This is a genomic window from Streptomyces sp. NPDC127114 (genome assembly GCF_042677525.1).
Lineage (GTDB): Bacteria > Actinomycetota > Actinomycetes > Streptomycetales > Streptomycetaceae > Streptomyces.
Genome location: NZ_JBHXTJ010000017.1, coordinates 1 through 23,928, shown reverse-complemented (window position 1 = coordinate 23,928; position 23,928 = coordinate 1). Strand labels below are relative to the sequence as shown.

Below are 23,928 nucleotides of genomic sequence, written 5' to 3'. Positions count from 1 at the left end.
AGGAGTGCACCGTGACTTCGACCGGCCTGCCGGACAGCCTGATCGCCACCCTCCCCGGCTCCTCCTACACGGATCCGGCGATCTTCGCCCAGGAGCAGGAGCGCATATTCGAGACCATGTGGTTCTGTGTCGCGCGCGCCTCGGAACTGGCGAAGCCCGGCGCCTTCCGCACCGTCGACGTGGGCCGTGAGAGCATCCTCGTCACCCGCGCGAGGGACAACTCCGTCCGTGCCTACTTCAATGTGTGCCGGCATCGCGGAGCCAAGCTCTGCACCGAGGAGACCGGCGAGGTCAAGCGGGCCTTCCAATGCCCGTACCACGCCTGGACGTACGACCTGAACGGCAAGCTCGTCGCCGCGCCCAACCTCACCAGGATGCCCGACGTCGGACGCACCGAGTACGGCCTGGTGAGCGTGGCCGTCCGTGAATGGCTCGGATACGTCTGGGTCTGCCTGGCGGAGAACCCGCCCTCCTTCGAGGAGGACGTCATCGGCGCGGCCGTCACCCGCCTCGGCGACCCGGAGTCGATCGAGCGCTACGGCGTCGAGAACCTCTCGGTCGGCAGGCGGATCGTCTACGACGTCAAGGCCAACTGGAAGCTCATCGTCGAGAACTTCATGGAGTGCTACCACTGCGCCACCATCCACCCCGAACTCACCGAGGTGCTGCCCGAGTTCGCGGACGGCTACGCGGCCCAGTACTACGTCGGCCACGGCGCCGAGTTCGGCGAGGAGATCCAGGGCTTCACCGTCGACGGCTCCGAGGGTCTCGACCGCATCCCCGGGGTGAGCGAGGAACAGGACCGCCGCTACTACGCGATCACCGTCAAGCCGCAGGTCTTCATCAACCTCGTCCCCGACCACGTCATCTTCCACCGGATGTACCCGGTGGCCGCCGACCGCACGATCGTGGAGTGCGACTGGCTCTATCTCCCGCACGTCGTCGAGAGCGGCAAGGACATCAGCCGTTCCGTGGAGCTCTTCGACCGGGTCAACCGCCAGGACTTCGACGCATGCGAGCGCACGCAGCCCGGCATGAGCTCCCGCATGTACGCCAAGGGTGGCGTGCTGGTGCCCAGCGAGCACCACATCGGGGCCTTCCACGACTGGGTGAACGAGCGCCTGGGCAACCCGCAGGGGTGACTCAGCCCATGTAGCCCATCCGGTGACTGATCTCCTCAGCACCCTTGAGCAGCACCGGGGAGAGCTCGTGCAGGCGCTCCTCGGTGAAGCGGTACGAGGGCCCGGAGGCGCTGAGCGCGGCGATGACCGTGCCGTCGCGGCCGCGGATCGGGGCGGCCATCGCGTGCAGGCCGATCTCCAGCTCCTCCAGGGTCCACGCGTAGCCGCGCTCGCGGGCCTCGGCGAGGTTCTTCTCCAGCTTCGTCCTCGAGGTGAGGGTGTGCGGAGTGGACTTCTTCAGTCCCGCCTCGGCCAGCAGCGCGGCCCGCTCCTCGGCGGGCAGGTGGGCCAGCAGGATCTTGCCGCTGGAGGTGGCGTGCAACGGGGTCAGCTGGCCGACCCAGTTGTGCGCGGTGACGGCTCCGGGGCCGCGTACCTGGCAGAGGTTGATCGCGTAGTGCTCCTGCATGACGGCGATGTTGACCGTCTCGCCGATCTCCTCGGCGAGACGCTCGCAGACCGGGCGGCCCTGCTGGGTGATGTCGATGCGTCCGGTGACCGCACCGGCCAGACGGACGATCCCGAAGCCGAGCCGGTATTTGCCCCGGTCGCCCGCCTGCTCCACCAGTCCGCGTGCCTCCAGGGCGCCGAGCAGGCGGAAAGCGGTGGACTTGTGGACGTCGATCTCGGCGGCCACCTCGCTGACGCCCGCCTCGCCGCGCTGGGCCAGGATCTCGAGGACGCTGATGGCGCGGTCGACCGACTGCACTCCTCCGGCCGGCGAGTTCGACGCTTCGCTGTCTTGGCTGTGGTTGCTCATGGCGAAACTATACGCGCGGTAAACAACGTCGTCGCAAGCGTGGAAGCCCGGACAAAAAGGCCCACAGGTTGCGCTGTTCGCAACCTGGTGCGCACTGCGATACCGGATTAGCATGCCCCGCATATCTACGGCGCGAGCGAGACGAGGCACTATGGCTCCCCTGCAATACGACTTCGTCATTGTCGGCGGCGGATCGGCCGGCAGCGCACTGGCGAACAGGCTCTCCGCGGACCCGGCGAACCGAGTGCTGGTCCTTGAGGCCGGCCGCTCCGACTACCCGTGGGATGTCTTCATCCACATGCCCGCGGCGCTGACCTACCCGATCGGCAACCGCCTCTACGACTGGAAGTACGAGTCCGAGCCCGAGCCCCACATGGGCGGCCGGCGCATCTACCACGCGCGCGGCAAGGTGCTCGGCGGCTCCAGCAGCATCAACGGCATGATCTTCCAGCGCGGCAACCCCATGGACTACGAGCGCTGGGCCGCCGACCCCGGCATGGAGACCTGGGACTACGCCCACTGCCTGCCGTACTTCCGGCGCATGGAGAACTGTCTCGCCGCCGACCCGGACGACGAGTTCCGCGGTCACGACGGCCCTCTCGTCCTCGAACGCGGTCCCGCGACCAACCCGCTCTTCGACGCCTTCTTCAAGGCCACCCAGGAGGCGGGCTACGCCCCCACCGACGACGTCAACGGGTACCGGCAGGAAGGCTTCGCCAAGTTCGACCGCAACGTCCACCGCGGCCGCCGCCTGTCGGCCTCCAAGGCGTACCTCAAGCCGGTCAGGAAGCGGCCCAACCTCACCGTCAGGACCCGCTCGCTCGTGACCCGCGTGCTCTTCGAGGGCAAGAAGGCCGTCGGCGTCGAGTACCAGCGCGGCAAGGGCGCCCTCCAGCGGGTCCGCGCCAAGGAGGTCATCCTGTGCGGCGGCGCGATCAACTCCCCGCAGTTGCTCCAGCTCTCCGGTGTCGGCAACGCGGAGGAGCTGAGCGCCCTGGGTATCGACGTCGTCCACGACCTGCCGGGCGTCGGCGAGAACATGCAGGACCACCTCGAGGTCTACGTCCAGTACGCCTGCAAGCAGCCGGTCTCCATGCAGCCGTACATGGCGAAGTGGCGGGCCCCCTTCATCGGCCTGCAGTGGCTGTTCCGCAAGGGCCCGGCCGCCACCAACCACTTCGAGGGCGGCGGCTTCGCCCGCAGCAACGAGGACGTGGACTACCCGAACCTGATGTTCCACTTCCTGCCCGTCGCGGTCCGCTACGACGGCTCCTCGCCGGCCGGCGGCCACGGCTACCAGGTGCACGTGGGCCCCATGTACTCCGACGCCATCGGCTCCGTGAAGATCAAGAGCAAGGACCCGCGGGAGCACCCGGCGCTGCGCTTCAACTACCTCTCCACCGAGAAGGACCGCCGGGAGTGGGTCGAGGCCATCCGCGTCTCCCGCAGGATCCTCGGCCAGCCGGCGATGTCCCCGTACAACGACGGGGAGATCTCGCCCGGCCCGGAGGTCGAGACGGACGAGGAGATCCTCGCCTGGGTCGCCAAGGAGGGCGAGACCGCCCTGCACCCGTCCTGCACCTGCAAGATGGGCACCGACGAGATGTCCGTCGTCGACCCCACCAGCATGCGCGTGCACGGCCTGGAGGGCATCCGCGTGGTCGACGCGTCGGTGATGCCGTACGTCACCAACGGCAACATCTACGCACCGGTGATGATGATCGCAGAGAAGGCCGCCGACCTGATCCTCGGCAAGGAACCGCAGGCGCCGTCGAAGGCCGCGTACTACCGCCTCCGTGACGCCCGGAAGCAGGTCGGGTAGACCTTGGCCGCCGCCGGACTGGGAAGGCTGCTCGACAGCGTCCGCTACGAGGTGCTGCCCGCGAAGACGACCGAGGACAAGGTCCTCGCCCACGTCCCGCGCGACGTCGTCGTCACCGTGACGGCGTCACCGGTCAAGGGCTTGGAGCCGACCCTCGACCTCGCCGGCCGGCTCGCCGTGAACGGCTACCGCGTCGTCCCGCACGTGCCCGCGCGGCTGCTGCGGGACGAGGCGCACCTGAAGGACGTCGTCGACCGGCTGCGCGAGGCGGGGGTGGACGACGTCTTCGTCCCCGCGGGCGACGCCGATCCGCCGGCCGGGGCCTACGACGGGGCGCTGCCGGTGCTGCGCAGGCTGAGCGAGCTGGGCCGGCCCTTCGCCCGCGTCGGCGTCACCGGTTATCCCGAGAGCCATCCGCTCATCCACGACGACGTCACCGTCCAGGCCATGTGGGACAAGCGCGAGCACGCCACGTACATCGTGAGCAACCTCTGCTTCGACCCGCGGGTGCTGGGGGAGTGGATCGCCCGTATACGGCGCCGGGGCGTCACCCTGCCCGTCCACCTGGGCGTCGCGGGGCCCGTGCAGCGGGCGAAGCTGCTGGCGATGGCGACGAGGATCGGCGTGGGCGAGTCGACGCGCTTCCTGACCCGGCACGCCTCGTGGTTCCTGCGGTTCGCGACGCCCGGCGGGTACTCGCCCGACAGGCTGCTGGCGCGCGGCGAGAAGGCGCTCACGGCGCCGTCGGCGGGGGTGGCCGGGCTGCACCTGTTCACGTTCAACCAGATCGCGGAGACGGAACGGTGGCGCCGTGCCGTGATCGACCGGCTCGCAAGCTGAACGCGGCGTCGTACGCGCGAGGGGGCGGCGCTGGAGGACCGGCCCCGCCCCCTCACGCCGTACCGCTCAGCGGAAGACCACCGTGCGGTCATCGCGGGGATCTCGAAGCGGTAGGCGGTCGGCGACGGGACCGAATCGGTAACGCGGGGTTTTCGCATTCATGTCAGGGTCGGACTCCCTTGACGGTCAAGGTGGTTGTGCACGCGCCGGCTCGGGGAAGTCGTCATGCGCCGACCTCTTGACGCAGGTCTGCCGGTTCGCCAAGGTGTTCCACCACAAGCAATTGAATGCATGATGCGCAACGCATTTCGGCTGAAGGGCTTGGCGCGTGGCAGACCTGTATGTGGCTGGGGAATGGCGGGATCCGGTGGCCGGTGGGTGCCGGGAAATCCGCTGTCCCGCTGACGGCTCGCTCACCGCGACCGTCTCGGAGGGGACGCGCCCCGACACCGAGGCGGCGATCGCCGCGGCCCGCCGGGCCTTCGACGAGGGCCCCTGGCCGCGCACCTCCGAGCGGGAGCGCGGAGCGCTGCTGCTGCGCACCGCCGACCTCATCGAGCGCGACGCCAAGGAGTTCGCCCGCGCCGAGTCGCTGGACACCGGCAAGCGGCTGGTGGAGAGCGAGTACGACATCGCCGACGTCGTCTCCTGCTTCCGCTACTACGGCGGGATCGGCGGCACCGACGCCGGACGTGTGATCGACACCGGCCGCGACGATGCCATAAGTCGCGTCGTCTACGAGCCGATCGGCGTGTGCGGGCTGATCACCCCCTGGAACTACCCGCTGCTGCAGGCGAGCTGGAAGGTCGCCCCGGCCCTCCTCGCCGGCAACACGATCGTCCTCAAGCCCAGTGAACTCACCCCCTCCACCTCGATCCTGCTGATGAAGGCGCTGGAGGAGGCCGGGCTCCCGGCCGGCGCCGCCAACCTCGTCCTGGGCGCCGGGCCCGAGGCGGGCGCCCCGCTCTCCGAGGACCCCGCCGTCGACATGGTCTCCTTCACGGGCGGCCTGGAAACCGGCAAGCGGATCATGGCCGCCGCCGCGGCGACCGTGAAGAAGGTGGCGCTGGAGCTCGGCGGCAAGAACCCCAACGTGGTCTTCGCCGACGCCGACTTCGAGACGGCCGTGGACTTCGCTCTCACGGCCGTCTTCCTGCATTCCGGGCAGGTCTGCTCGGCCGGCGCCCGGCTGATCGTCGAGGACTCGCTGCACGACCGGTTCGTCGACGAGGTCGTCCGCCGCGCCCGGCGGATCCGCCTCGGCGGGCCCTTCGACCCCGAGGCCGAGACCGGAGCGCTGATCTCCGCGCGGCACCGGGAGAAGGTCGAGGCGTACGTCGCGGCAGGCCTCGCCGAGGGCGCCGTACTGCGCTGCGGCGGTGAAAGGCCCGACGACCCGGCCCTCGGAGGCGGCTTCTACTACCCGCCGACCGTCCTCGACGAGTGCCGGCAGGACATGCGCGTCGTGCACGAGGAGTCCTTCGGGCCCGTGCTCACCGTCGAGCGCTTCACCGACGAGGACGACGCCGTACGCATCGCCAACGACACCGAGTACGGGCTCGCCGGAGCCGTGTGGACGCAGGACGCCGGCAAGGCCCAGCGGGTCGCCCGGCGGCTGCGCCACGGCACGGTGTGGATCAACGACTACCACCCCTACGTGCCGCAAGCGGAATGGGGAGGCTTCGGGCACTCGGGCGTGGGCCGGGAGCTGGGACCGACCGGCCTGGACGAGTACCGAGAGCCCAAACACATCTGGCAGAACATCCAACCCCGGCCGCAGCACTGGTTCCGCGGCTGAATGCCGAAGAGAGGTCGACCATGACCCCAGCGCAGACCGAGGTGTCGCAGCGGCACGGCGCGCACCAGGATTCGTACGGCACTCCGGTCATATCCGTGCGCCGGCTGTGGAAGGTGTTCGGGCCGAAGGCCGACCAGGTACCGGACTCCGAGGAGCTGCGCGGCCTCACCCGCCGCGAGCTCATGGACCGCACCGGGTGCACCGCCGCCGTCCGCGACGTCGACTTCGACGTCCGCAAGGGCGAGGTGTTCGTCGTCATGGGCCTGTCCGGCTCGGGCAAGTCCACGCTGGTGCGATGTCTGACCCGACTGATCGAACCCACCGCCGGTGAGCTCGTCTTCGAGGGCGAGGACATCCGCGAGGCGGACGGCAAGCGCCTGCGCGATCTGCGGCGCCGCAAGTTCTCCATGGTCTTCCAGCACTTCGGGCTGCTGCCCCACCGCCGGGTGGTGGACAACGTGGCCTTCGGTCTGGAGATCCGCGGCATGAGCAGGGCCGAGCGCACCGCGCGGGCCCTGGAAGTCGTCGAACTGGTCGGCCTCGCAGGCTACGAGAACTCCTACCCCGACCAGCTCTCGGGCGGTATGCAGCAGCGCGTCGGCCTCGCCCGGGCGCTGGCCGGCGACCCCGACGTGCTCTTCTTCGACGAGCCCTTCTCGGCGCTCGACCCGCTGATCCGCCGCGACATGCAGAGCGAGGTCATCCGGCTGCACCGCGAGGTCGGCAAGACGATGGTCTTCATCACCCACGACCTCTCCGAGGCGCTCAAGCTGGGCGACCGCATCCTGATCATGCGCGACGGCAGGACGGTCCAGTGCGGCACCGGCGACGAGCTGGTGGGCGCCCCGGCCGACGACTACGTCCGCGAGTTCGTCAAGGACGTGCCGCGCGGCGATGTGCTCACCCTGCGGTGGATCATGCGCCCGGTGGAGCCCCATGACGCCCTGGACGGTCCCGAGCTGGGCCCGGACGTCGTGGTGAAGGAGGCCACCCGGGCGGTACTGGCCGCCGACAGGCCGGTCAAGGTGGTGGAGGACGGCACGTTGCTCGGCATCGTCGGCGACGAGGAGATCCTCGCGGTGGTCGCCGGGCAGGAAGGCGGCGCGTGATGGCCGTCGCCCTGGAGAAGTCCGCCCCCCTGCCCGGCGTACGCAGGGCCGGCCGGCGCACGGTGGTGGCCGCGATCCTGGCCGCCTGGCTGCTGCTCTTCGTGGTCCTCCGCGGAAGGCAGACCCTGACCCTGGCGGCGGCGGACCTCACCGACCTGCACCGGTGGTTCAACGACGTCAACGATTCGATCGGCGCGGACCGCAACTCCAACCCGCTCTTCCTCTACTTCTTCAACGAGATCCGCCTGGTCATCGACAACCTGGTGACCTTCATCCAGCACCTGATCTCACAGCCCCCCGCCGGCCGCCCCGTCCCGCAGATCGGATGGCTCGGCGTCGTCGGCATCGCGGGCTACGTCTCCTGGGCCGTGGGCAACTGGCGGGTCGCCCTGCTGGCCGTGGCGGGCTTCACCTTCCTGGGGCTGCAGGGGCTGTGGCAGGAGAGCATGGACACCCTGTCGCTCACCCTCTCCGCGGTCCTCGTGGCGCTGCTGTTCGCGATTCCGCTGGGCGTGGGGGCGGGACTGTCCGACCGGTTCAACCGGATCGTGACGCCCTTCCTGGACTTCATGCAGACGATGCCGACCTTTGTCTACCTGGCCCCGCTGACCCTGTTCTTCCTCATCGGCGGGGCCTCCGCCACGATCGCCACCGTGATCTACGCGGCACCGCCCGCGATCCGCATCACCGCGCACGCCATCCGCTCCGTTCCCGAGACCACCGTCGAGGCTGCGGAATCGCTGGGCGCGACACGACGTCAGACCCTGCTGAAGGTCCTGCTGCCCATGTCCAAGCGCACCGTGGTGATGGGCGTCAACCAGTCGATCATGGCCGCCCTGGCCATGGTGACCATCGCCGCGCTGATCGACGCGCCCGGCCTCGGCAAGACCGTCATTCAGGCCCTTCAGTCGCTCGACGTGGGAACGGCCTTCAACGCGGGACTCGCCATCGTCGTCATGGCGATCGTCCTCGACCGGGTCACCACGGCGGCCGGCGCCCGCGAGGAGACGGCCCGGCGTTCGAAGAACCGCCTCGTCACGTGGCGCAGGCCGCTGCTCGGCGCGGGAGCGGCGGCCACCGCGGTCCTCGTCTACCTGTCGCACACCTATGTCTGGGCGGCGGAGTTCCCCGGCGACGGCGGCATCGGCGGCTCCATCGCGCGCGCGGCGGACACCGTGACCGCCTGGGTGCAGGACAACCTCTCGGGCCTCACCAACGCCTTCCGCGACGGCATCACCAACGGCCTGCTCAATCCGTTCCAGACGCTGCTCACCGACTCCCCGTGGTGGCTCGTCGGCGCGGTGCTGATCGTGCTCGGCGCCGTGCTCGGCGGTTGGCGGGCCGGGGCCACCACGGCCGTGTGCGTGGGTCTGCTGGTCGGCACCGGTCTGTGGTCGGACGCCATGACGACGCTGGCGTCGACCCTCGTGGCGACGGTGCTGGTCATGCTGCTCGGCATCGTCCTCGGGGTGTGGATGGGGCGCAGCATGCTCGTGGACCGGGTGCTGCGGCCCTCCCTGGACGCGGCGCAGGTCATGCCGCCGTTCGTCTACCTCGTGCCGTTCCTGGCGCTGTTCGGCGCGACCCGCTTCACGGCCATCGTCGCCGCGGTCGTCTACGCGGTGCCGGTCGCCATCAAGATCATCGCGGACGGGGTGCGGGCCGTACCCGGGGCCACCGTGGAGGCGGCCGTGTCCGCCGGGTGCAACACCTGGCAGGTCATCACCAAGGTTCAACTGCCCATGTCACGCGGCGCCCTGACGCTCGCCACCAACCAGGGCCTGATCTATGTGCTGTCGATGGTCGTCGTGGGCGGCCTGGTGGGCGCGGGCGCCCTCGGCTACGACGTCGTGGCCGGATTCTCACAGGGCCAGCTGTACGGGAAGGGGCTCGCGGCGGGACTCGCGATCGTCCTTCTCGGAGTCATGTTCGACCGGATCACCCAGGCGGCGGCGCGACGCGCGAGCGCGTAAGGAGCACAGCATGGCAGCACAGGTACGACAGTGGGGAATCGGCACGGCCGGCGCAGCCGTCGTGACCGTCCTCGGGCTGACCCTCACCGCCTGCGGCGGCGCGAAGGTCGGTGTCGACTCCGCGGGTTCGGGGGGCAGCCCGGGCAAGTGCGGCACCTTCAATCTCGCGGTCAACCCGTGGGTGGGCTACGAGGCGGACGCGGCGGTCGTCGCGTACGTCGCGCAGAAAGACCTCGGCTGTACGGTCAGGAAGAAGGACCTGAAGGAGGAGATCGCCTGGCAGGGCTTCGGGACGGGCGAGGTCGACGCCGTCCTGGAGAACTGGGGCCACGACGATCTGAAGAAGAAGTACATCACCCAGCAGAAGACCGCCGTGAGCGCCGGCTCGACCGGCAACAAGGGCATCATCGGCTGGTACGTGCCGCCGTGGCTGGCCAAGGCGCACCCGGACATCACCGACTGGAAGAACCTGAACAAGTACGCGTCCGAGTTCAGGACCTCCGAGTCGGGCGGCAAGGGGCAGCTGCTTGACGGCGACCCCTCGTACGTCACCAACGACGCGGCGCTGGTGACGAACCTGAAGCTGGACTTCAAGGTGGTGTACGCGGGCAGCGAGACCGCGCTCATCCAGTCCTTCCGGGAGGCCGAGAAGAACAAGGAATGGGTGATCGGCTACTTCTACGAGCCGCAGTGGTTCCTGTCCGAGGTGCCGTTGGTCAGGGTGAATCTGCCCGCGTACACGACGGGCTGTGACACCGATGCGGCGAAGATCGCCTGCGACTATCCCGTGTACGACCTCGACAAGATCGTCAGCGTGAAGTTCGCGAAGTCCGGCAGCCCGGCCTACCGCCTGGTGAAGAACTTCGCCTGGACGAACGACGACCAGAACACCGTGGCCAAGTACATCGCGGTGGACAAGATGTCGCCCGAGGCGGCGGCGAAGAAGTGGGTGGAGGCCAACCGCGACAAGGTCGACGCCTGGCTCAGGTAGCCCACGTCGAGAAGACGGTCCGAGATGCCCGGCGGGCGGTGTGCACCTGTGTGCGCCGCCCGCCGGGCATTGCCGCGTTCCGGGCTGTTCGCCGGTGTCACCGCCCCCTTGACACCCCTCTCCCTGACCGGCACATTGAGTTGCGCAACCTGAACCATGTTGCGTAGCAAGCAACTTGACTGGTTTCGAATCCGGAGGTGCGGCGATGGCGGGACCCCGAGTGGTGATCATCGGAGCGGGCGTCGTGGGAGCAGCGCTCGCGGACGAGATCTCCGCGCGCGGCTGGACCGAAGTGACCGTGGTCGACCAGGGCCCGCTCCCCGCGACCGGGGGCTCCACGTCACACGCCCCCGGCCTGGTCTTCCAGACGAACTCCTCCAAGACCATGACCGAGCTGGCCCGCTACACCGTCGAGAAGTTCTGCTCCCTCGACGTCGACGGCAAGCCCTGCTTCCTGCAGGTCGGCGGCCTCGAAGTGGCGACCACCCCCGAACGCCTCGCGGAACTGCACCGCCGCCACGGCTGGACCACCGCCTGGGGCGTCGAGGCCCGCATGCTGAGCGCCGACGAGTGCGCCGAGCGGCATCCGCTGGTGAACCGGGACAGGATCCTCGGCGGCCTCCTGATCCCGACGGACGGGATCGCCAAGGCCGTCCTCGCCGTCGAGGCGCAGATCCGCCGGGCCGCCGAACGCGGCGTCACCTTCCTGGCCCGCCACGAGGTCCTCGACATCCGGCAGAGCGAGGGACGGGTGACCGGTGTCCTCACCGACCGGAGCGAGATCGCCGCCGACATCGTGGTGTGCTGCGCCGGCATCTGGGGCCCGAAGATCGCCCGCATGGTCGGCATGAACCTCCCGCTGACCCCGCTCGCCCATCAGCTCGCCTGGACCGGCCCGGTCCCCGCGCTCGCGGGCCAGACGGAGGAGGCGGTACGACCGATCCTGCGCCACCAGGACGCCGACCTCTACTACCGCGACCGCTTCGACGGCATCGGCATCGGCTACTACGGCCACCGCCCGATGCCGGTCTCGGCAGACGACATCCTCTCCGTCGACGAGGCCGACCACATGCCCTCGGTCCTCGAGTTCACCGAGGAGGACTTCGAGGACGCCTGGACCGAGACCCGGTCGCTGCTCCCCGCGACGGCGGAGGCCAAGGTCGAGGAGGGCATCAACGGCCTGTTCTCCTTCACCACCGACAACTTCCCGCTCCTCGGCGAGTCCCGGGACGTCAAGGGCTTCTGGGTGGCGGAGGCGGTGTGGGTCACCCACAGCGCGGGCGTGGGCCGCGCCATGGCCGAATGGCTCGTCGACGGCCACTGCTCGTCCTTCGACCTGCACGAGTGCGACGTCAACCGCTTCGAGCCGCACCAGCTGTCCCCGGAGTACGTCCTGGCCCGCGACTGCCGGAACTTCGTCGAGGTCTACGACATCATCCACCCCCTCCAGCCGTCGGGGGACCCGCGCCCCATCCGCACGAGCCCCTTCCACACCCGCCAGCAGGAGCACGGCGCGTTCTTCCTGGAGGCGAGCGGCTGGGAACGCCCCCAGTGGTACGAGGCCAACGCGGGGCTGGTCGAAGGCCGCACCATTCCCACCCCGAACGACTGGGCCGCGCGGTTCTGGTCGCCCGTCGTCGGCGCCGAGGCACAGGCCACCCGTGAGACCGTCGCGATGTACGACATGACGGCCCTCAAGCGACTCGAGGTCACCGGCCGGGGTGCCGCGGACTTCCTGGAGGGACTGACCACCGGCAAGGTCGCCAAGTCGGTCGGCTCGGTGACGTACACCCTGCTCCTGGACCACGACGGCGGCATCCGCAGCGACGTCACCGTCGCCCGGCTCGGCCGCGACCTCTTCCAGGTCGGCGCCAACGGCAACCTGGACCTCGACTGGCTCACCCGCCACCTCCCCGTCGACGGCACGGTCCAGGTGCGCGACATCACCGCCGGCACCTGCTGCATCGGCCTGTGGGGCCCCATGGCCCGCAAGGTCCTGCAGCCGCTGACGGACGAGGACTTCTCGGGCGACGGCCTGAAGTACTTCCGCGCCAAGCGCGCGTACATCGGCTCGGTGCCCGTCACCGCGATGCGGCTGTCGTACGTCGGCGAGCTCGGCTGGGAGCTCTACACCACCGCCGACCAGGGCCTGAAGCTGTGGGACACCCTGTGGCAGGCGGCCCGGCCGCTCGGCGGCGTCATCGCCGGCCGCGGCGCCTTCAACAGCCTCCGCCTGGAGAAGGGATACCGCTCCTTCGGCACCGACATGACCTACGAGCACGATCCCTACGAGGCCGGTGTCGGCTTCGCCGTCAGGCTCGACAAGGGCGACTTCATCGGCAAGGCAGCCCTGGAGCGCCGCAAGGAAGACGTACGGCGCAAGCTGACCTGCCTCACCATCGACGACCCGCAGTCGGTCGTCCTGGGCAAGGAGCCGGTCTACGACGGCGACCGCGCGGTCGGCTACGTCACCAGCGCCGCCTACGGCTACACGATCGGCAAGGGCATCGCGTACGCCTGGCTCCCGACGGAACTCACCATCCCCGGCACCACCCTGCACATCGGCTACTTCGACCGCCGGGTCGAGGCGGTCGTCGCCGAGGAGCCGCTGTTCGACCCGACCATGTCCCGCCTCCGTGGCTGACCACGAGGAAGTCGCCGGAACACGCGTCGCCGGAGGGATCGCCCCCATGCCCGGAGGAGTGGGACCCATGACGAGGGCCATGCTGCTCGCCGACGTCGTCGAGGCCGCCGAGAGGAACGCGAACACCGTATGAACGTGCTGAACACCTCCCTGGCCGCGTTGGACCCCGAGGTCCACGAGGCTCTCCGCGCAGAGCTGCACCGTCAGCAGACCACCCTCGAGATGATCGCCTCCGAGAACTTCGCGCCGTCCGCCGTGATGGAGGCCCAGGGCTCGGTCGCGACCAACAAGTACGCCGAGGGCTACCCCGGCCGCCGCTACTACGGCGGCTGCGAACACGTGGACGTCACCGAGCGCCTGGCCATCGAGCGCGTCAAGTCCCTCTTCGGGGCGGGCTTCGCCAACGTCCAGCCGCACTCGGGCGCACAGGCGAACACCGCCGTCTTCTTCGCCCTCCTCCAGCCCGGCGACACCGTTCTCGGCCTCGACCTCGCTCACGGCGGCCACCTCACCCACGGCATGCGCATCAACTACAGCGGCAAGATGCTCGATGTCGTGCCGTACCACGTCTCCGAGACCGACCACCTCGTCGACATGGAGGAGGTCGAGCGGCTCGCCAAGGAACACCGGCCCAAGATGATCATCGCGGGCTGGTCGGCGTACCCCAGGAAGCTGGACTTCGCGGCCTTCCGGCGGATCGCCGACGAGGTCGGCGCCCTCCTCATGGTCGACATGGCGCACTTCGCGGGCCTGGTCGCCGCCGGACTGCACCCCAGCCCCGTCCCGCACGCGCATGTGGTCACCACCACGACGCACAAGACACTCGGCGGTCCCCGCGGCGGAGTCATCCTCACCGACGACGCCGACCTCGCCAAGAAGATCAACTCAGCGGTCTTCCCCGGGATGCAGGGCGGCCCGCTGGAACACGTCATCGCCGCGAAGGCGGTCTCCTTCAAGGTGGCGGCGTCCCCGGAGTTCGCCGAACGCCAGGCCCGTACGCTGGCCGGTGCCCGCCTCCTCGCCGAGCGCCTCACCCGGCCCGACGCGGCCGCGGCCGGAGTGAAGGTCCTGACGGGCGGCACGGACGTCCACCTCGTCCTCGTCGACCTGCGGGACTCCGCACTCGACGGTAAGAGGGCCGAGGACCTGCTGCACGCGATCGGCATCACCGTCAACCGCAACGCCGTCCCCTTCGATCCGCGCCCGCCCATGGTCACCTCCGGTCTGCGCATCGGAACGCCGGCCCTGGCCACCCGAGGCTTCACGGAGGAGGACTTCGCCGAAGTCGCCGACGTGATCGCACTGGCCCTCCAGCCCGAGCCGGACGTGGCCGCCCTGCGCGCCCGCACCGAGGCGCTCGCGGCCACGTACCCGCTCTACCCGCACCTTTCGGAAGACGGAGACGTCCGATGAGCCCCAGCACCCCAGGCGCCGACCTCCCCGACCACCCCGACTGGCTCTGGCGCGATCCCGAGCCCAAGCGCTCGTACGACGTGGTGATCGTGGGCGGCGGCGGACACGGCCTGGCCACCGCCCACTACCTGGCGAAGAACCACGGCATCACCGACGTCGCGGTCCTGGAGAAGGGCTGGCTGGGCGGCGGCAACATGGCCCGCAACACCACGATCATCCGCTCCAACTACCTGTGGGACGAGAGCGCCGGCATCTACGAGCACGCGCTCAGACTGTGGGAAGGCCTGGAGGAGGAGCTGGACTACCCGATCCTCTTCTCCCAGCGCGGCGTGCTGAACCTCGCCCACAGCCTGCAGGACGTCCGCGACAGCGTGCGCCGGGTGGAGGCCAACCGGCTCAACGGCGTGGACGCCGAGTGGCTGGACGCGGAGCAGGTCAAGGAAGTCTGCCCGATCGTCAACATCTCCCCGGACGCGCGCTACCCGGTCCTCGGCGGCACCTACCAGCCGCGCGCCGGCATCGCCAAGCACGACCACGTGGCCTGGGGCTTCGCCCGCTCCGCGGACGCCGCCGGCATCGACATCATCCAGAACTGCGAGGTCACCGGCCTGGACGTGACCGGCGGCCGGGTGGTCGGCGTCCAGACCACCCGCGGTCCCATCGGCGCGGGCAAGGTGGCCCTGTGCTCCGCCGGCCACACCTCGGTCCTCGCCGCCATGGCGGGCATCGACCTTCCGCTCCAGAGTCACCCGCTGCAGGCCCTGGTCTCCGAACTCCTGGAGCCGGTCCACCCCACGGTGGTCATGTCCAACGCCGTCCACGTGTACGTCAGCCAGGCGCACAAGGGCGAGCTGGTGATGGGCGCCGGCATCGACGCGTACAACTCCTACACCCAGCGCGGCGCCTTCCACATCATCGAAGAGCAGATGTCCGCCGCCCTGGAACTCTTCCCGGTCTTCGCCCGCGCCCACGTGCTGCGCACCTGGGGCGGCATCGTCGACGTCAGCCCGGACGCCTCGCCGATCGTCGGCCTCAGCCCGGTCGGCAACCTCTATCTCAACTGCGGTTGGGGCACGGGCGGTTTCAAGGCCACCCCGGGCCTCGGCTGGGTCTACGCCCACACCATCGCCCACGACACCCCCCACCCCCTGAACGCCCCCTTCTCGCTCGACCGTTTCACCACCGGCGCGCTCGTCGACGAGCACGGCGCGGCCGCGGTGGCCCACTAGGGAGCCGAACCATGCTGCTCATCCCCTGCCCGTGGTGCGGGCCCCGCGACGAGACCGAGTTCCACTACGGCGGCCAGGCGCACGTGCCCTACCCCGAGGATCCCGCCGCCCTCACCGACGAGGAGTGGGCGCGGTACCTGTTCTTCCGCGACAACCCCAAGGGCCCGTTCGCCGAGCGATGGAGCCATGCGGCGGGCTGCCGCAGGTGGTTCAACGCGGTGCGCGACACGGCGACGAACGAGATCCTGACGGTGTACAGGCCGGGGGAGGCGCGCCCGGAGACAGTGGAGCCGCGCCCGGTCACTTATGAGCCGGGTGCGGCACAATCAGCCCGTCCGGCGCTTGAGGACGAGGCCCCTTCAGGGCCGAAGCGGGGGTCTGGGGGCGCAGCCCCCAGCGGGGTCGAAGGGGCGGAGCCCCTCAAGGACGATGGGGGTCCCCCCTGCTCGAGCGAAGCCGAGAGCTTGGGGGAGGGTAGGGGCGGCGGGGGCGACCATCCCTTCCGCACCCCCACCGGCGGCCGCATCGACCGCGGCACCCCCCTCACCTTCACCTTCGACGGCACCGCATACCAGGGCTACCGCGGCGACACCCTCGCCTCAGCCCTCCTCGCCAACGGTGTGATCGCGGCAGCGACCAGCATCAGGCTCGGCCGCCCCCGCGGCATCTTCTCGGCCGGCGTGGAGGAACCCAACGCGGTCGTCCAGATCGAGGCCCCCTTCCCCGAGCCCATGCTCCCCGCCACGACGGTCGAACTCTACGACGGCATGGTCGCGAGCAGCCTCCCGGGCCAGGGACGCCTCGCCACCGAACCGGACCCCGCCCGCTACGACGCCGTACACGCCCACTGCGACCTGCTGGTCGTCGGCGCGGGCCCCGCCGGCCTCGCGGCCGCCGCGGCAGCCGCGCGGAGCGGCGCACGCGTCGTCCTCGCCGACGACCAGCCAGAACCCGGCGGCAGCCTGCTCGGCACCGGCGAACACCTCGACTGGGTGGAGGCGACCCGCGCACAGCTCGAAGCCGCCCCGGAGGTACGCGTCCTGCGGCGCACCACCGTCTTCGGCCACTACGACGACAACCACCTCCTCGCCGTCGAGCACCGCACCAACCACCTCGGCGCCCAGGCCCCGCAGCACGTCTCCCGCGAGCGCGTCTGGCGGATCCGCGCCCGGCGCGTGGTCCTCGCGACCGGCGCCCACGAGCGGTCACTGGCGTTCGGAGACAACGACCGCCCCGGTGTGATGCTGGCCGCATCGGCCCGGACGTACCTCCACCGGTACGCCGTTCTGCCCGGCCGGCACGCGGTCGTGTTCACCACCAACGACAGCGCCTACGCCGCCGCACTCGATCTGGCGGCGGCGGGAGTGGACATCGCGGCGATCGTCGACACCCGGCCCGAGCCGGGGGAGTGGGCCGAGCGTGCGCGGTCCGCCGGGATCGAGGTGCTGGCCGGACACGCGGTCACGGACACGGAGGGCGGGGCCCGCCTCACCGCCGTGACGGTCGCCCCGTACGGGGAGTCCGTGGGACGACGGGAGTTCGCCGTCGACCTGCTCCTGGTCTCCGGCGGCTGGAACCCGGTCGCGCATCTGTTCAGCCAGGCCGGCGGCAAGCTCCGCCACGACGACGTACTCGGCACGTTCGTGCCCGACAGCTGCCGTCAGGCGGTGGCCGTCGCGGGCAGCGCGAACGGGGCCTACGATCTCGCCACGACCCTCGCGCAGGGCGCGGCGGCCGGCGCCCGCGCGGTCGAGGCGGAGGGCTACACCGCCGAGGCGCCGGCCCTCCCGGCCGTCGCCGCCCAGCCGCACACCCCGCCCATGCAGGTGTTCGCCGTCCCCACCGGTACCGGAGCCCCCCGGTTCGTCGACCTCCAACGCGATGTCACGGTCGACGACCTGGCGCGGGCGACCGGGGCAGGCCTGCGCTCGGTGGAGCACACCAAGCGCTACACCACGGCCGGCACCGCCAACGACCAGGGCAAGACGGGCGGGGTGCTGACGAGCGGGATCGTCGCCGAACTCCTCGGCGTGGACATCTCCGCGCTCGGCCTGCCCACGTTCCGGCCGCCGTACACCCCCGTCTCCTTCGCCACCCTCGCCGGCCGCGACCGCGGCGCGCTGTCCGACCCGATCCGCACGACCGCCCTCCACACGTGGCATGCCGCACACGGCGCCCTGTTCGAGAACGTCGGCCAGTGGAAGCGGCCCTGGTACTACCCGCAGGACGGCGAGGACATGGACGCGGCCGTGCTGCGCGAGTGCCGCGCCGCCCGCGAGGGTGTGGCCTTCATGGACGCCTCCACCCTCGGCAAGATCGACGTGCAGGGCCCGGATGCCGCGGTCTTCCTCGACCGGCTCTACACCAACATGATGAGCACCCTGAAGGTCGGCATGATCCGCTACGGCGTCATGAGCCGCCTGGACGGCATGATCTTCGACGACGGCACGGTCATCCGCGTCGCCCAGGACCGCTTCCTGGTCACCACCACGACGGGCAACGCGGCCGCCGTACTGGACTGGATGGAGGAGTGGCTGCAGACCGAGTGGCCGGAACTCCGCGTCCACTGCACTTCCGTCACCGAGCAGTGGGCCACCGTCGCCCTGGTCGGCCCGCGTTGTCGCGAGGTGCTCGGCTCGCTCGCACCCCGACTGGCGCTCGCCAACGACGACTTCCCGTTCATGGCGTGGCGGGAGACGACGGTCGCGGGCATCGAGGCGAGGGTGTGCCGGATCAGCTTCTCCGGCGAACTCGCCTATGAGATCAACGTGTCACCGTGGGAGGCCCTCGCCCTGTGGGAGGCGCTGTACGAGGCAGGCGCCCCGCACGGCATCACTCCGTACGGGACGGAGGCCATGCACGTCCTGCGCGCGGAGAAGGGGTACCCGATCATCGGCCAGGACACCGACGGCACGGTCACCCCGCAGGACCTCGGGATGAGCTGGGCGGTGTCCAAGAAGAAGCCGGACTTCATCGGCAAGCGTTCCTACGCCCGCGCCGATGCCGTCCGCCCCGACCGCAAGCACCTCGTCGGCCTCCTCCCCGAAGACCCGGCCGCCCTCCTCCCCGAGGGCACCCACCTGGTCGCCGACAGCGAACTGCCCGCCCCGCCCGTCCCGATGCTCGGGCACGTCACCTCCAGCTACCGGAGCGCGGCGCTCGGCCGGACCTTCGCGCTCGCCCTGATCAAGGGCGGCCGGGACCGCATCGGCGAACGCCTCTACGCACCCGTCGGCGACCGGCTGCTGCCGGTGACCGTCGCAAGCCCCGTCCTCTACGACCCCGAGGGAGCCCGCCGCGATGGCTGACACCGCTCCGACCGCACGGCAGCGCAGCCCGCTGGCGCACGTCGCCGACCGCCTGGCCGCCGTGACGCGCTCCTCCGGTGGCGCGGTCCGCCTGGCCGAAGTTGCCTTCCTGGCGCAGCTGAACGTCCGCCTCGACGCCAAGAGCCCGGCGGCGGACGCCGTCGGACTCGCCCTGGGACTCCCCCTGCCCCTGGAACCCGACACCGTCGTACGCGTCGGGGAACTGGGCGCGGTGTGGCTCGGCCCCGACGAATGGCTGGTGGTGGGCCTGCCCGGCACCCAGCGTGCCTTGGAGAGCCGGATCCGCTCGGCGGCCGGGGACGAGCACGTATCCGTCACCGACGTCTCCGCCCAACGCACCACCATCCTGGTCGGCGGACCGCGCGCCCGCGATCTGCTGTCCCACGGCTGCCGGCTGGATCTGCACCCCCGCGCCTTCGGCCCCGGCCGTTCGGCCCAGACGATGCTGGCCCGCACCCAGGTCGTCCTGGTGGCCCGGGACGAGCCCAGGGCAGGGTTCTGGGTGCTAGTACGCTCCTCGTTCGCCGGCTACCTGACGGACTGGCTCCTCGACGCGGCCGCGGAATACGGGTGAACGGTCCGGTGCGGCGGCCCTCTGCGCCGCCGCACCCGGGGGACCGGGCACGCCTCCCAAGGCGAGCGCCGCCCCTCCCGTGGACCGGGGCGGGCTCAGCCCACGTAGCCCATCCGGTGGCTGATCTCCTCGGCGCCCCGGACCAGCAGGGGCGCGAGCTCGTGGATGCGCTCCTCGGTGAAGCGGTACGCGGGGCCGGAGGCGCTGAGGGCGGCGAGGGTCCCGCCGTGGTGGGAACGGATCGGGGCCGCGACGGCGTGCAGTCCGATCTCGAATTCCTCCAGCGTCACCGCGTACCCGCGCTCCCGTGCCTTGGCGAGGTTCTTCTCCAGCTTGGTCCTGGCGGTCAGGGTGTGCGGCGTCAGCTTCTGCAGCCTGGATGCCGCGAGCACATCCGCGCGCTCCTTCGTCGGCAGATGGGCGAGCAGGATCTTGCCGCTGGACGTCGCGTGCACCGGGGTGAGCCGGCCGACCCAGTTGTGCGTGCCGACCGCGCCCGGGCCGCGTATCTCGTAGAGGTTGACCGCGTAATGCTCCTGCAGGACGGCGATGTTGACGGTCTCGCCGATCTCCTCGCTGAGCCGCTCGCACACCGGCCGGGCCTGCTGGGTGATGTCGAGACGGCCCGTGACCGCCCCCGCCAGACGTACGATCCCGAAGCCCAGCCGGTACTTGCCCCGATCCGCCGCCTGCTCGACCAGACCGCGCGCCTCCAGCGCCCCGAGCAGGCGGAACGCGGTCGACTTGTGGACGTCGATCTCGGCGGCGACCTCGCTGACCCCCGCCTCGCCGCGCTGGGCGAGGATCTCCAGGACGCTGACGGCACGGTCGACGGACTGCACCCCGTTCACTGCGGGAGCCTGCGTTTCGCCAGATGCCGAGTGGTTGCTCATAGCGCAACTATAGGCAAGGCCGGATCGTCCAGCCCTACGGGGAGTCCCCGTGGCCCTCGGACGGCGGCCGCGGCTGGCTGGGGGGCCTGGCTTTTGAGGCGGACGGGATCGCTACGTTCCTGCACGTCGGGCCCTCACATCCCGCCCTCTCAGAGGTTGGGGACCGGCCCGCACGGCCTATGAGCTGTTCTGGCCGCGGAAGGTGCGCCGGTACGTGTCCGGGGGCACTCCCACCGCGCGGCTGAAGTGCCGGCGCAGGGTGGTCGCCGTGCCCATGCCGGTGTGGGCGGCGATCCGTTCGACGGCCGTGTCGGTGGTCTCGAGGAGTTCCTGGGCGCGCCTGATGCGCTGCGTGTGCAGCCAGCGCAGCGGGGTCAGGCCGGTGCTCTGCTGGAAGGTCCGCGTCAGGTGCCGCGTGCTCATGCCGGCGCGGGCGGCCAGATCCTGGACGGACAGGGGCTCGTGCAGCCGGTCGAGGGCCCAGTCCTGGAGGTCGGCGAATCCGTCACCGCTCCGGGCCGGGACGGGCGCGGCGATGTACTGGGCCTGGCCGCCGGCGCGGTGCGGCGGCACCACCAGGATGCGGGCCAGGGCGTTGGCGACCGCGGTGCCGTGGTCGAGGCGCACCAGATGGAGGCTGAGGTCCAGGGCGGCGGCCTTGCCCGCAGCGGTGAGGATCTGCCCGTCGTGGGTGTAGAGGACGTCGGCGTTGACGCGTACGCGGGGATAGCGTTCCGCGAGCCGGGCCGCGTGCCACCAGTGTGTGGCCGCCTCGCGCCCGTCCAGCAGTCCGGCGGCGGCGAGGACGAACGCGCCGGTGCACAGCGAGGCGATGCGGGCTCCGCGCCGGTGGGCGTCACGCAACGCGTCCAGCAGGTCTTCGGGCGGATCGGCCTCGATGTCGTCACACGACGGCACGATCACGGTGTCGGCCTGGGCCAGGACGTCGAGCCCGTGCCGGGTGTCGACTCGCAACCAGCCGCCCAGCCGGGCGTCCTGCGGTCCGCAGACGGCGAACTCGTACCAGGGCTCGGCCAGGTGCGGGCGGTCCATGCCGAAGATCTCCAGGGCGATGGCCGCCTCGAAGAGCATCGCCCCGTCGTACACGGGCATCGCCACCAGAGTCATGTCCGAAAGTGTACGGGTGGCGTCGCTTCCGACACTCGTGCGGGCAGCCTGCGGATCCGAAGATCGATGCCATGAAGACGAACACACCGCAGCGGACCGTCGCCATCTTCGGCGCCTACGGCCACACGGCCCGTTTCCTCATCGACGAGTTCCACAAGCGCGGATTCCGTCTCGCGCTCGGAGGCCGCGATCCGGAACGCATGAGCGCCCTCGCCGAGGCCCACCCCTACGCCCGCAGTCACGTCGCGACCGTCGACGACCCGGCGTCCCTGGACGCGCTGTTGGCGGGCGCTGCGCTGGTCGTCAACGCGGCGGGCCCGTTCGGCGACACCACCCCGCCGCTGATCGAGGCGGCCCTGCGCGCCGGCGTCCACTACATCGACATCACCGGCGAGCAGCCGGTCACCCGCCGCAGCTTCGAGACCTACCGGGACCGGCTGGCCGGCAGCGGTCTGCTGTTCCTGCCCGCACTGGGCTTCTTCGGTGGGCTGCCGGACCTGCTGGCCACCGCGGCGATGGGCGACTGGGCCGCCGCGGACGACATCACCGTGGCGTTCGCGCTCGACAGCTGGCACCCGACGGCCGGCACCCGCAAGGCGGGGGCGCGCAGCGCGGGCAAGCGGGTGACGGTGAGCGGCGGCCGGTTGGTGCCGTTCGAAGACGACCAGGACGTCCTGGCGGACTGGGACTTCCCCGCGCCGGCCGGTACGCAGCCGGTGCGCGCGCTGGGGACGGCCGACCAGATCACCATCTCGCGGCACCTGAAAGCCCCGGACGTCCGGGCGTTCATGAACGAGGCCCCGCTGGCCGACCTGCGGGACCCGGGCACGCCGGCACCCACCGCCGTGTCCGAGGACGGCCGTTCGGCGCAGTCATGGCTGATCGACGTCGTGGTCACGCGCGGAGCCGAGCGCCGCGCCGCGTCCGCGGTCGGCCAGGACATCTACGCGGTGACCGCACCGTTGGTCGCCGAGGCGGCCGTCCGGATCCTCGCGGGCCGGACGCTGCCGAGCGGCACGGCCTCCGGCATGCGCGCCCCGGGTGAGGTCTTCGACGCCGAGGACTTCCTCTCGTCGGTCGCCGCCATCACGTGGACCCGGCGCTGACCGACGCACGCCTCCCGGCCGCGCATGCCCTCGGTGGTGACGTCGGTGCCGTCGGGTCGCCGTGCGGGCTGCTGGTCCAGGCGGGCGACGTAGCCGAGCGCGCCGGACAGGACCTCTCCACGGCCCGCCCCCGCCCATGAATGCCTCGACCGGCTCGGTACCGGGCCCCGCACCGAGGGCGTGACGGCGCGTCGGGGACCCGCCCAGCTGCGGGGCGGCGTCAGTCCAGCCGGTCGGCGGCCGCCACCCGGTGCGCCTCCAGCGCCGGATCGGCGAGCAGGTCCGCGACCAGGGCCGCCGAGCCGGCCACGTACGTGCTCCGCAGGTCGGTGTCGCCGCCCACGACCCAGGCGTGGTCCGCGGGCCACCACAGGTCCGGGAGCACGGAGTCGTCGGCGGCCGGGGAGTCGGCGTCGGCGAGCGCGCCCGCCATCAGGACGCGGTCGCGGTGCGGGGTCTCGAACCGGGGCACCGCGTCCCAGTCCCACTGCCCGTACCCCGACCACAGCGCGTACCAGCAGTCGTCCGGCGTGTCGGTGTGCCGCGCCAGGACGGGGAGGAGGGCTCGCGCCACCTCCGGCGGCGTGTTGCCCTCGCCGGGATCCTCGTCCCAGACGCCCGGCAGGGACAGGTCGCCGTACGACGCGTCCCGGGTGACCCCGATCAAGGCGTGCCAGGGCAGGGCGCCGGCCGGGCTGCGCCCGTACGCGGCGCCGACGGTCTCCCAGCGCACCGGCTGCTCGTCGAGGTACGCGGGGTGGAGGATGCGGGCGTACGCCGGGAAACCGGGCGCGGTCGCGCCCGCGACGGTGGGGAAGTCCGCCTGGCGTTCGGTCAGCCATGCGGCGGGGGAGAGGTCGGCGGTCTGCACCCGGAGGCGGCCGTAGCGGGCCGGCCCCGGGGGGAGCCCGGCGAGTCGGTAGTGCGTCACGGGTCCAGTCTGCCGACTGCCGGGGCCCGCCCCGCACGCATTCCGGACGGTGCGAGGCCGGGTCGGGGGTGGGGCCGGGGTCCGGGGCCTCCGCGGGGGCGGGGGTGTCCGGACTGCCACCTCCGCTTCGCTTCGCTCGCGGAGGAGGCCTAAACGTCCGGACACCCCCACCCCCGCTCCGGCCCCGGACCCCTCCCCGCCGTCGTC

At 71.1% G+C, this 23,928-nt stretch carries 17 protein-coding genes and 1 pseudogene; 14 read left to right on the top strand and 4 right to left on the bottom strand.

From position 1 onward, the window contains the following. Window positions 1-11: 11 nt before the first annotated feature. Complete coding sequence (locus ACFVGS_RS18985; RefSeq protein WP_384411128.1) at window positions 12-1,142, top strand: aromatic ring-hydroxylating dioxygenase subunit alpha; 1,131 nt, start codon at window positions 12-14, stop codon at window positions 1,140-1,142. Between the two features lies 1 nt (window position 1,143). Here the strand turns inward: ACFVGS_RS18985 and ACFVGS_RS18980 are convergent, their stop codons facing one another. Further along, window positions 1,144-1,941, bottom strand: coding sequence for an IclR family transcriptional regulator (locus tag ACFVGS_RS18980; RefSeq protein ID WP_052499527.1), 798 nt, complete (start codon window positions 1,939-1,941; stop codon window positions 1,144-1,146). Window positions 1,942-2,092: 151 nt separating this feature from the next. Here ACFVGS_RS18980 and betA point away from each other — a divergent pair, with 151 nt between their 5' ends. The 12 genes and pseudogenes from betA (at window position 2,093) to ACFVGS_RS18920 (ending at window position 19,663) form a co-directional block, all read left to right on the top strand. Further along, a complete protein-coding gene (gene betA, locus ACFVGS_RS18975) occupies window positions 2,093-3,763 on the top strand; it encodes a choline dehydrogenase (RefSeq protein ID WP_385693091.1) in 1,671 nt (556 codons plus the stop codon). 3 nt (window positions 3,764-3,766) lie between these two features. Beyond that, window positions 3,767-4,603, top strand: a complete 837-nt coding sequence (locus ACFVGS_RS18970) for a 5,10-methylenetetrahydrofolate reductase (protein WP_385693090.1) — start codon at window positions 3,767-3,769, stop codon at window positions 4,601-4,603. Window positions 4,604-4,931: 328 nt separating this feature from the next. Further along, window positions 4,932-6,401 (top strand): aldehyde dehydrogenase family protein, encoded by a 1,470-nt coding sequence (locus ACFVGS_RS18965; RefSeq protein WP_385693089.1) that lies wholly within the window; start codon window positions 4,932-4,934, stop codon window positions 6,399-6,401. Between the two features lie 20 nt (window positions 6,402-6,421). Further along, a complete protein-coding gene (locus ACFVGS_RS18960; protein WP_384411141.1) occupies window positions 6,422-7,510 on the top strand; it encodes a glycine betaine/L-proline ABC transporter ATP-binding protein in 1,089 nt (362 codons plus the stop codon). Further along, a complete protein-coding gene (locus tag ACFVGS_RS18955; protein WP_385693088.1) occupies window positions 7,510-9,483 on the top strand; it encodes an ABC transporter permease in 1,974 nt (657 codons plus the stop codon). Before ACFVGS_RS18960 ends, ACFVGS_RS18955 begins: the two co-directional genes overlap by 1 nt. A 10-nt stretch (window positions 9,484-9,493) precedes the next feature. Further along, on the top strand, window positions 9,494-10,474 hold the full coding sequence (locus ACFVGS_RS18950; RefSeq protein ID WP_385693087.1) for an ABC transporter substrate-binding protein: 981 nt from the start codon (window positions 9,494-9,496) through the stop codon (window positions 10,472-10,474). A gap of 205 nt (window positions 10,475-10,679) precedes the next feature. After that, window positions 10,680-13,118 carry an FAD-dependent oxidoreductase gene (locus ACFVGS_RS18945; protein ID WP_385693086.1) on the top strand — a complete coding sequence of 813 codons (2,439 nt, stop codon included), beginning with the start codon at window positions 10,680-10,682 and terminating at the stop codon, window positions 13,116-13,118. A 19-nt stretch (window positions 13,119-13,137) separates the two neighbouring features. Continuing rightward, a pseudogene (locus ACFVGS_RS18940) lies at window positions 13,138-13,251 on the top strand (bifunctional methylenetetrahydrofolate dehydrogenase/methenyltetrahydrofolate cyclohydrolase); the annotation flags it as partial. Next, window positions 13,248-14,531: a serine hydroxymethyltransferase gene (gene glyA, locus ACFVGS_RS18935; protein ID WP_384411148.1), complete on the top strand. Its 1,284-nt coding sequence runs from the start codon at window positions 13,248-13,250 to the stop codon at window positions 14,529-14,531. The pseudogene ACFVGS_RS18940 and the gene glyA, both read left to right, overlap by 4 nt. After that, window positions 14,528-15,760 carry a sarcosine oxidase subunit beta family protein gene (locus ACFVGS_RS18930; RefSeq protein WP_384411150.1) on the top strand — a complete coding sequence of 411 codons (1,233 nt, stop codon included), beginning with the start codon at window positions 14,528-14,530 and terminating at the stop codon, window positions 15,758-15,760. The genes glyA and ACFVGS_RS18930 overlap by 4 nt, the downstream gene beginning before the upstream one ends. A gap of 11 nt (window positions 15,761-15,771) precedes the next feature. Next, window positions 15,772-19,068 (top strand): sarcosine oxidase subunit alpha family protein, encoded by a 3,297-nt coding sequence (locus ACFVGS_RS18925; protein WP_385693085.1) that lies wholly within the window; start codon window positions 15,772-15,774, stop codon window positions 19,066-19,068. Then, on the top strand, window positions 19,061-19,663 hold the full coding sequence (locus ACFVGS_RS18920) for a sarcosine oxidase subunit gamma (protein WP_385693084.1): 603 nt from the start codon (window positions 19,061-19,063) through the stop codon (window positions 19,661-19,663). Before ACFVGS_RS18925 ends, ACFVGS_RS18920 begins: the two co-directional genes overlap by 8 nt. A gap of 95 nt (window positions 19,664-19,758) precedes the next feature. On the opposite strand, the gene ACFVGS_RS18915 is transcribed toward ACFVGS_RS18920, so the two are convergent. Together ACFVGS_RS18915 and ACFVGS_RS18910 are read right to left on the bottom strand one after the other, a co-directional pair. After that, window positions 19,759-20,556 (bottom strand): IclR family transcriptional regulator, encoded by a 798-nt coding sequence (locus ACFVGS_RS18915; protein ID WP_385693083.1) that lies wholly within the window; start codon window positions 20,554-20,556, stop codon window positions 19,759-19,761. Window positions 20,557-20,733: 177 nt separating this feature from the next. Continuing rightward, window positions 20,734-21,684, bottom strand: coding sequence for a helix-turn-helix domain-containing protein (locus tag ACFVGS_RS18910; protein WP_385693082.1), 951 nt, complete (start codon window positions 21,682-21,684; stop codon window positions 20,734-20,736). A gap of 71 nt (window positions 21,685-21,755) precedes the next feature. Between ACFVGS_RS18910 and ACFVGS_RS18905 the strand changes: the two genes are divergently transcribed. Further along, complete coding sequence (locus ACFVGS_RS18905) at window positions 21,756-22,790, top strand: saccharopine dehydrogenase NADP-binding domain-containing protein (protein WP_385693081.1); 1,035 nt, start codon at window positions 21,756-21,758, stop codon at window positions 22,788-22,790. Window positions 22,791-23,010: 220 nt separating this feature from the next. Here ACFVGS_RS18905 and ACFVGS_RS18900 read toward each other — a convergent pair whose 3' ends face one another. Then, complete coding sequence (locus ACFVGS_RS18900; protein ID WP_385693080.1) at window positions 23,011-23,721, bottom strand: hypothetical protein; 711 nt, start codon at window positions 23,719-23,721, stop codon at window positions 23,011-23,013. Window positions 23,722-23,928 lie beyond the last annotated feature (207 nt).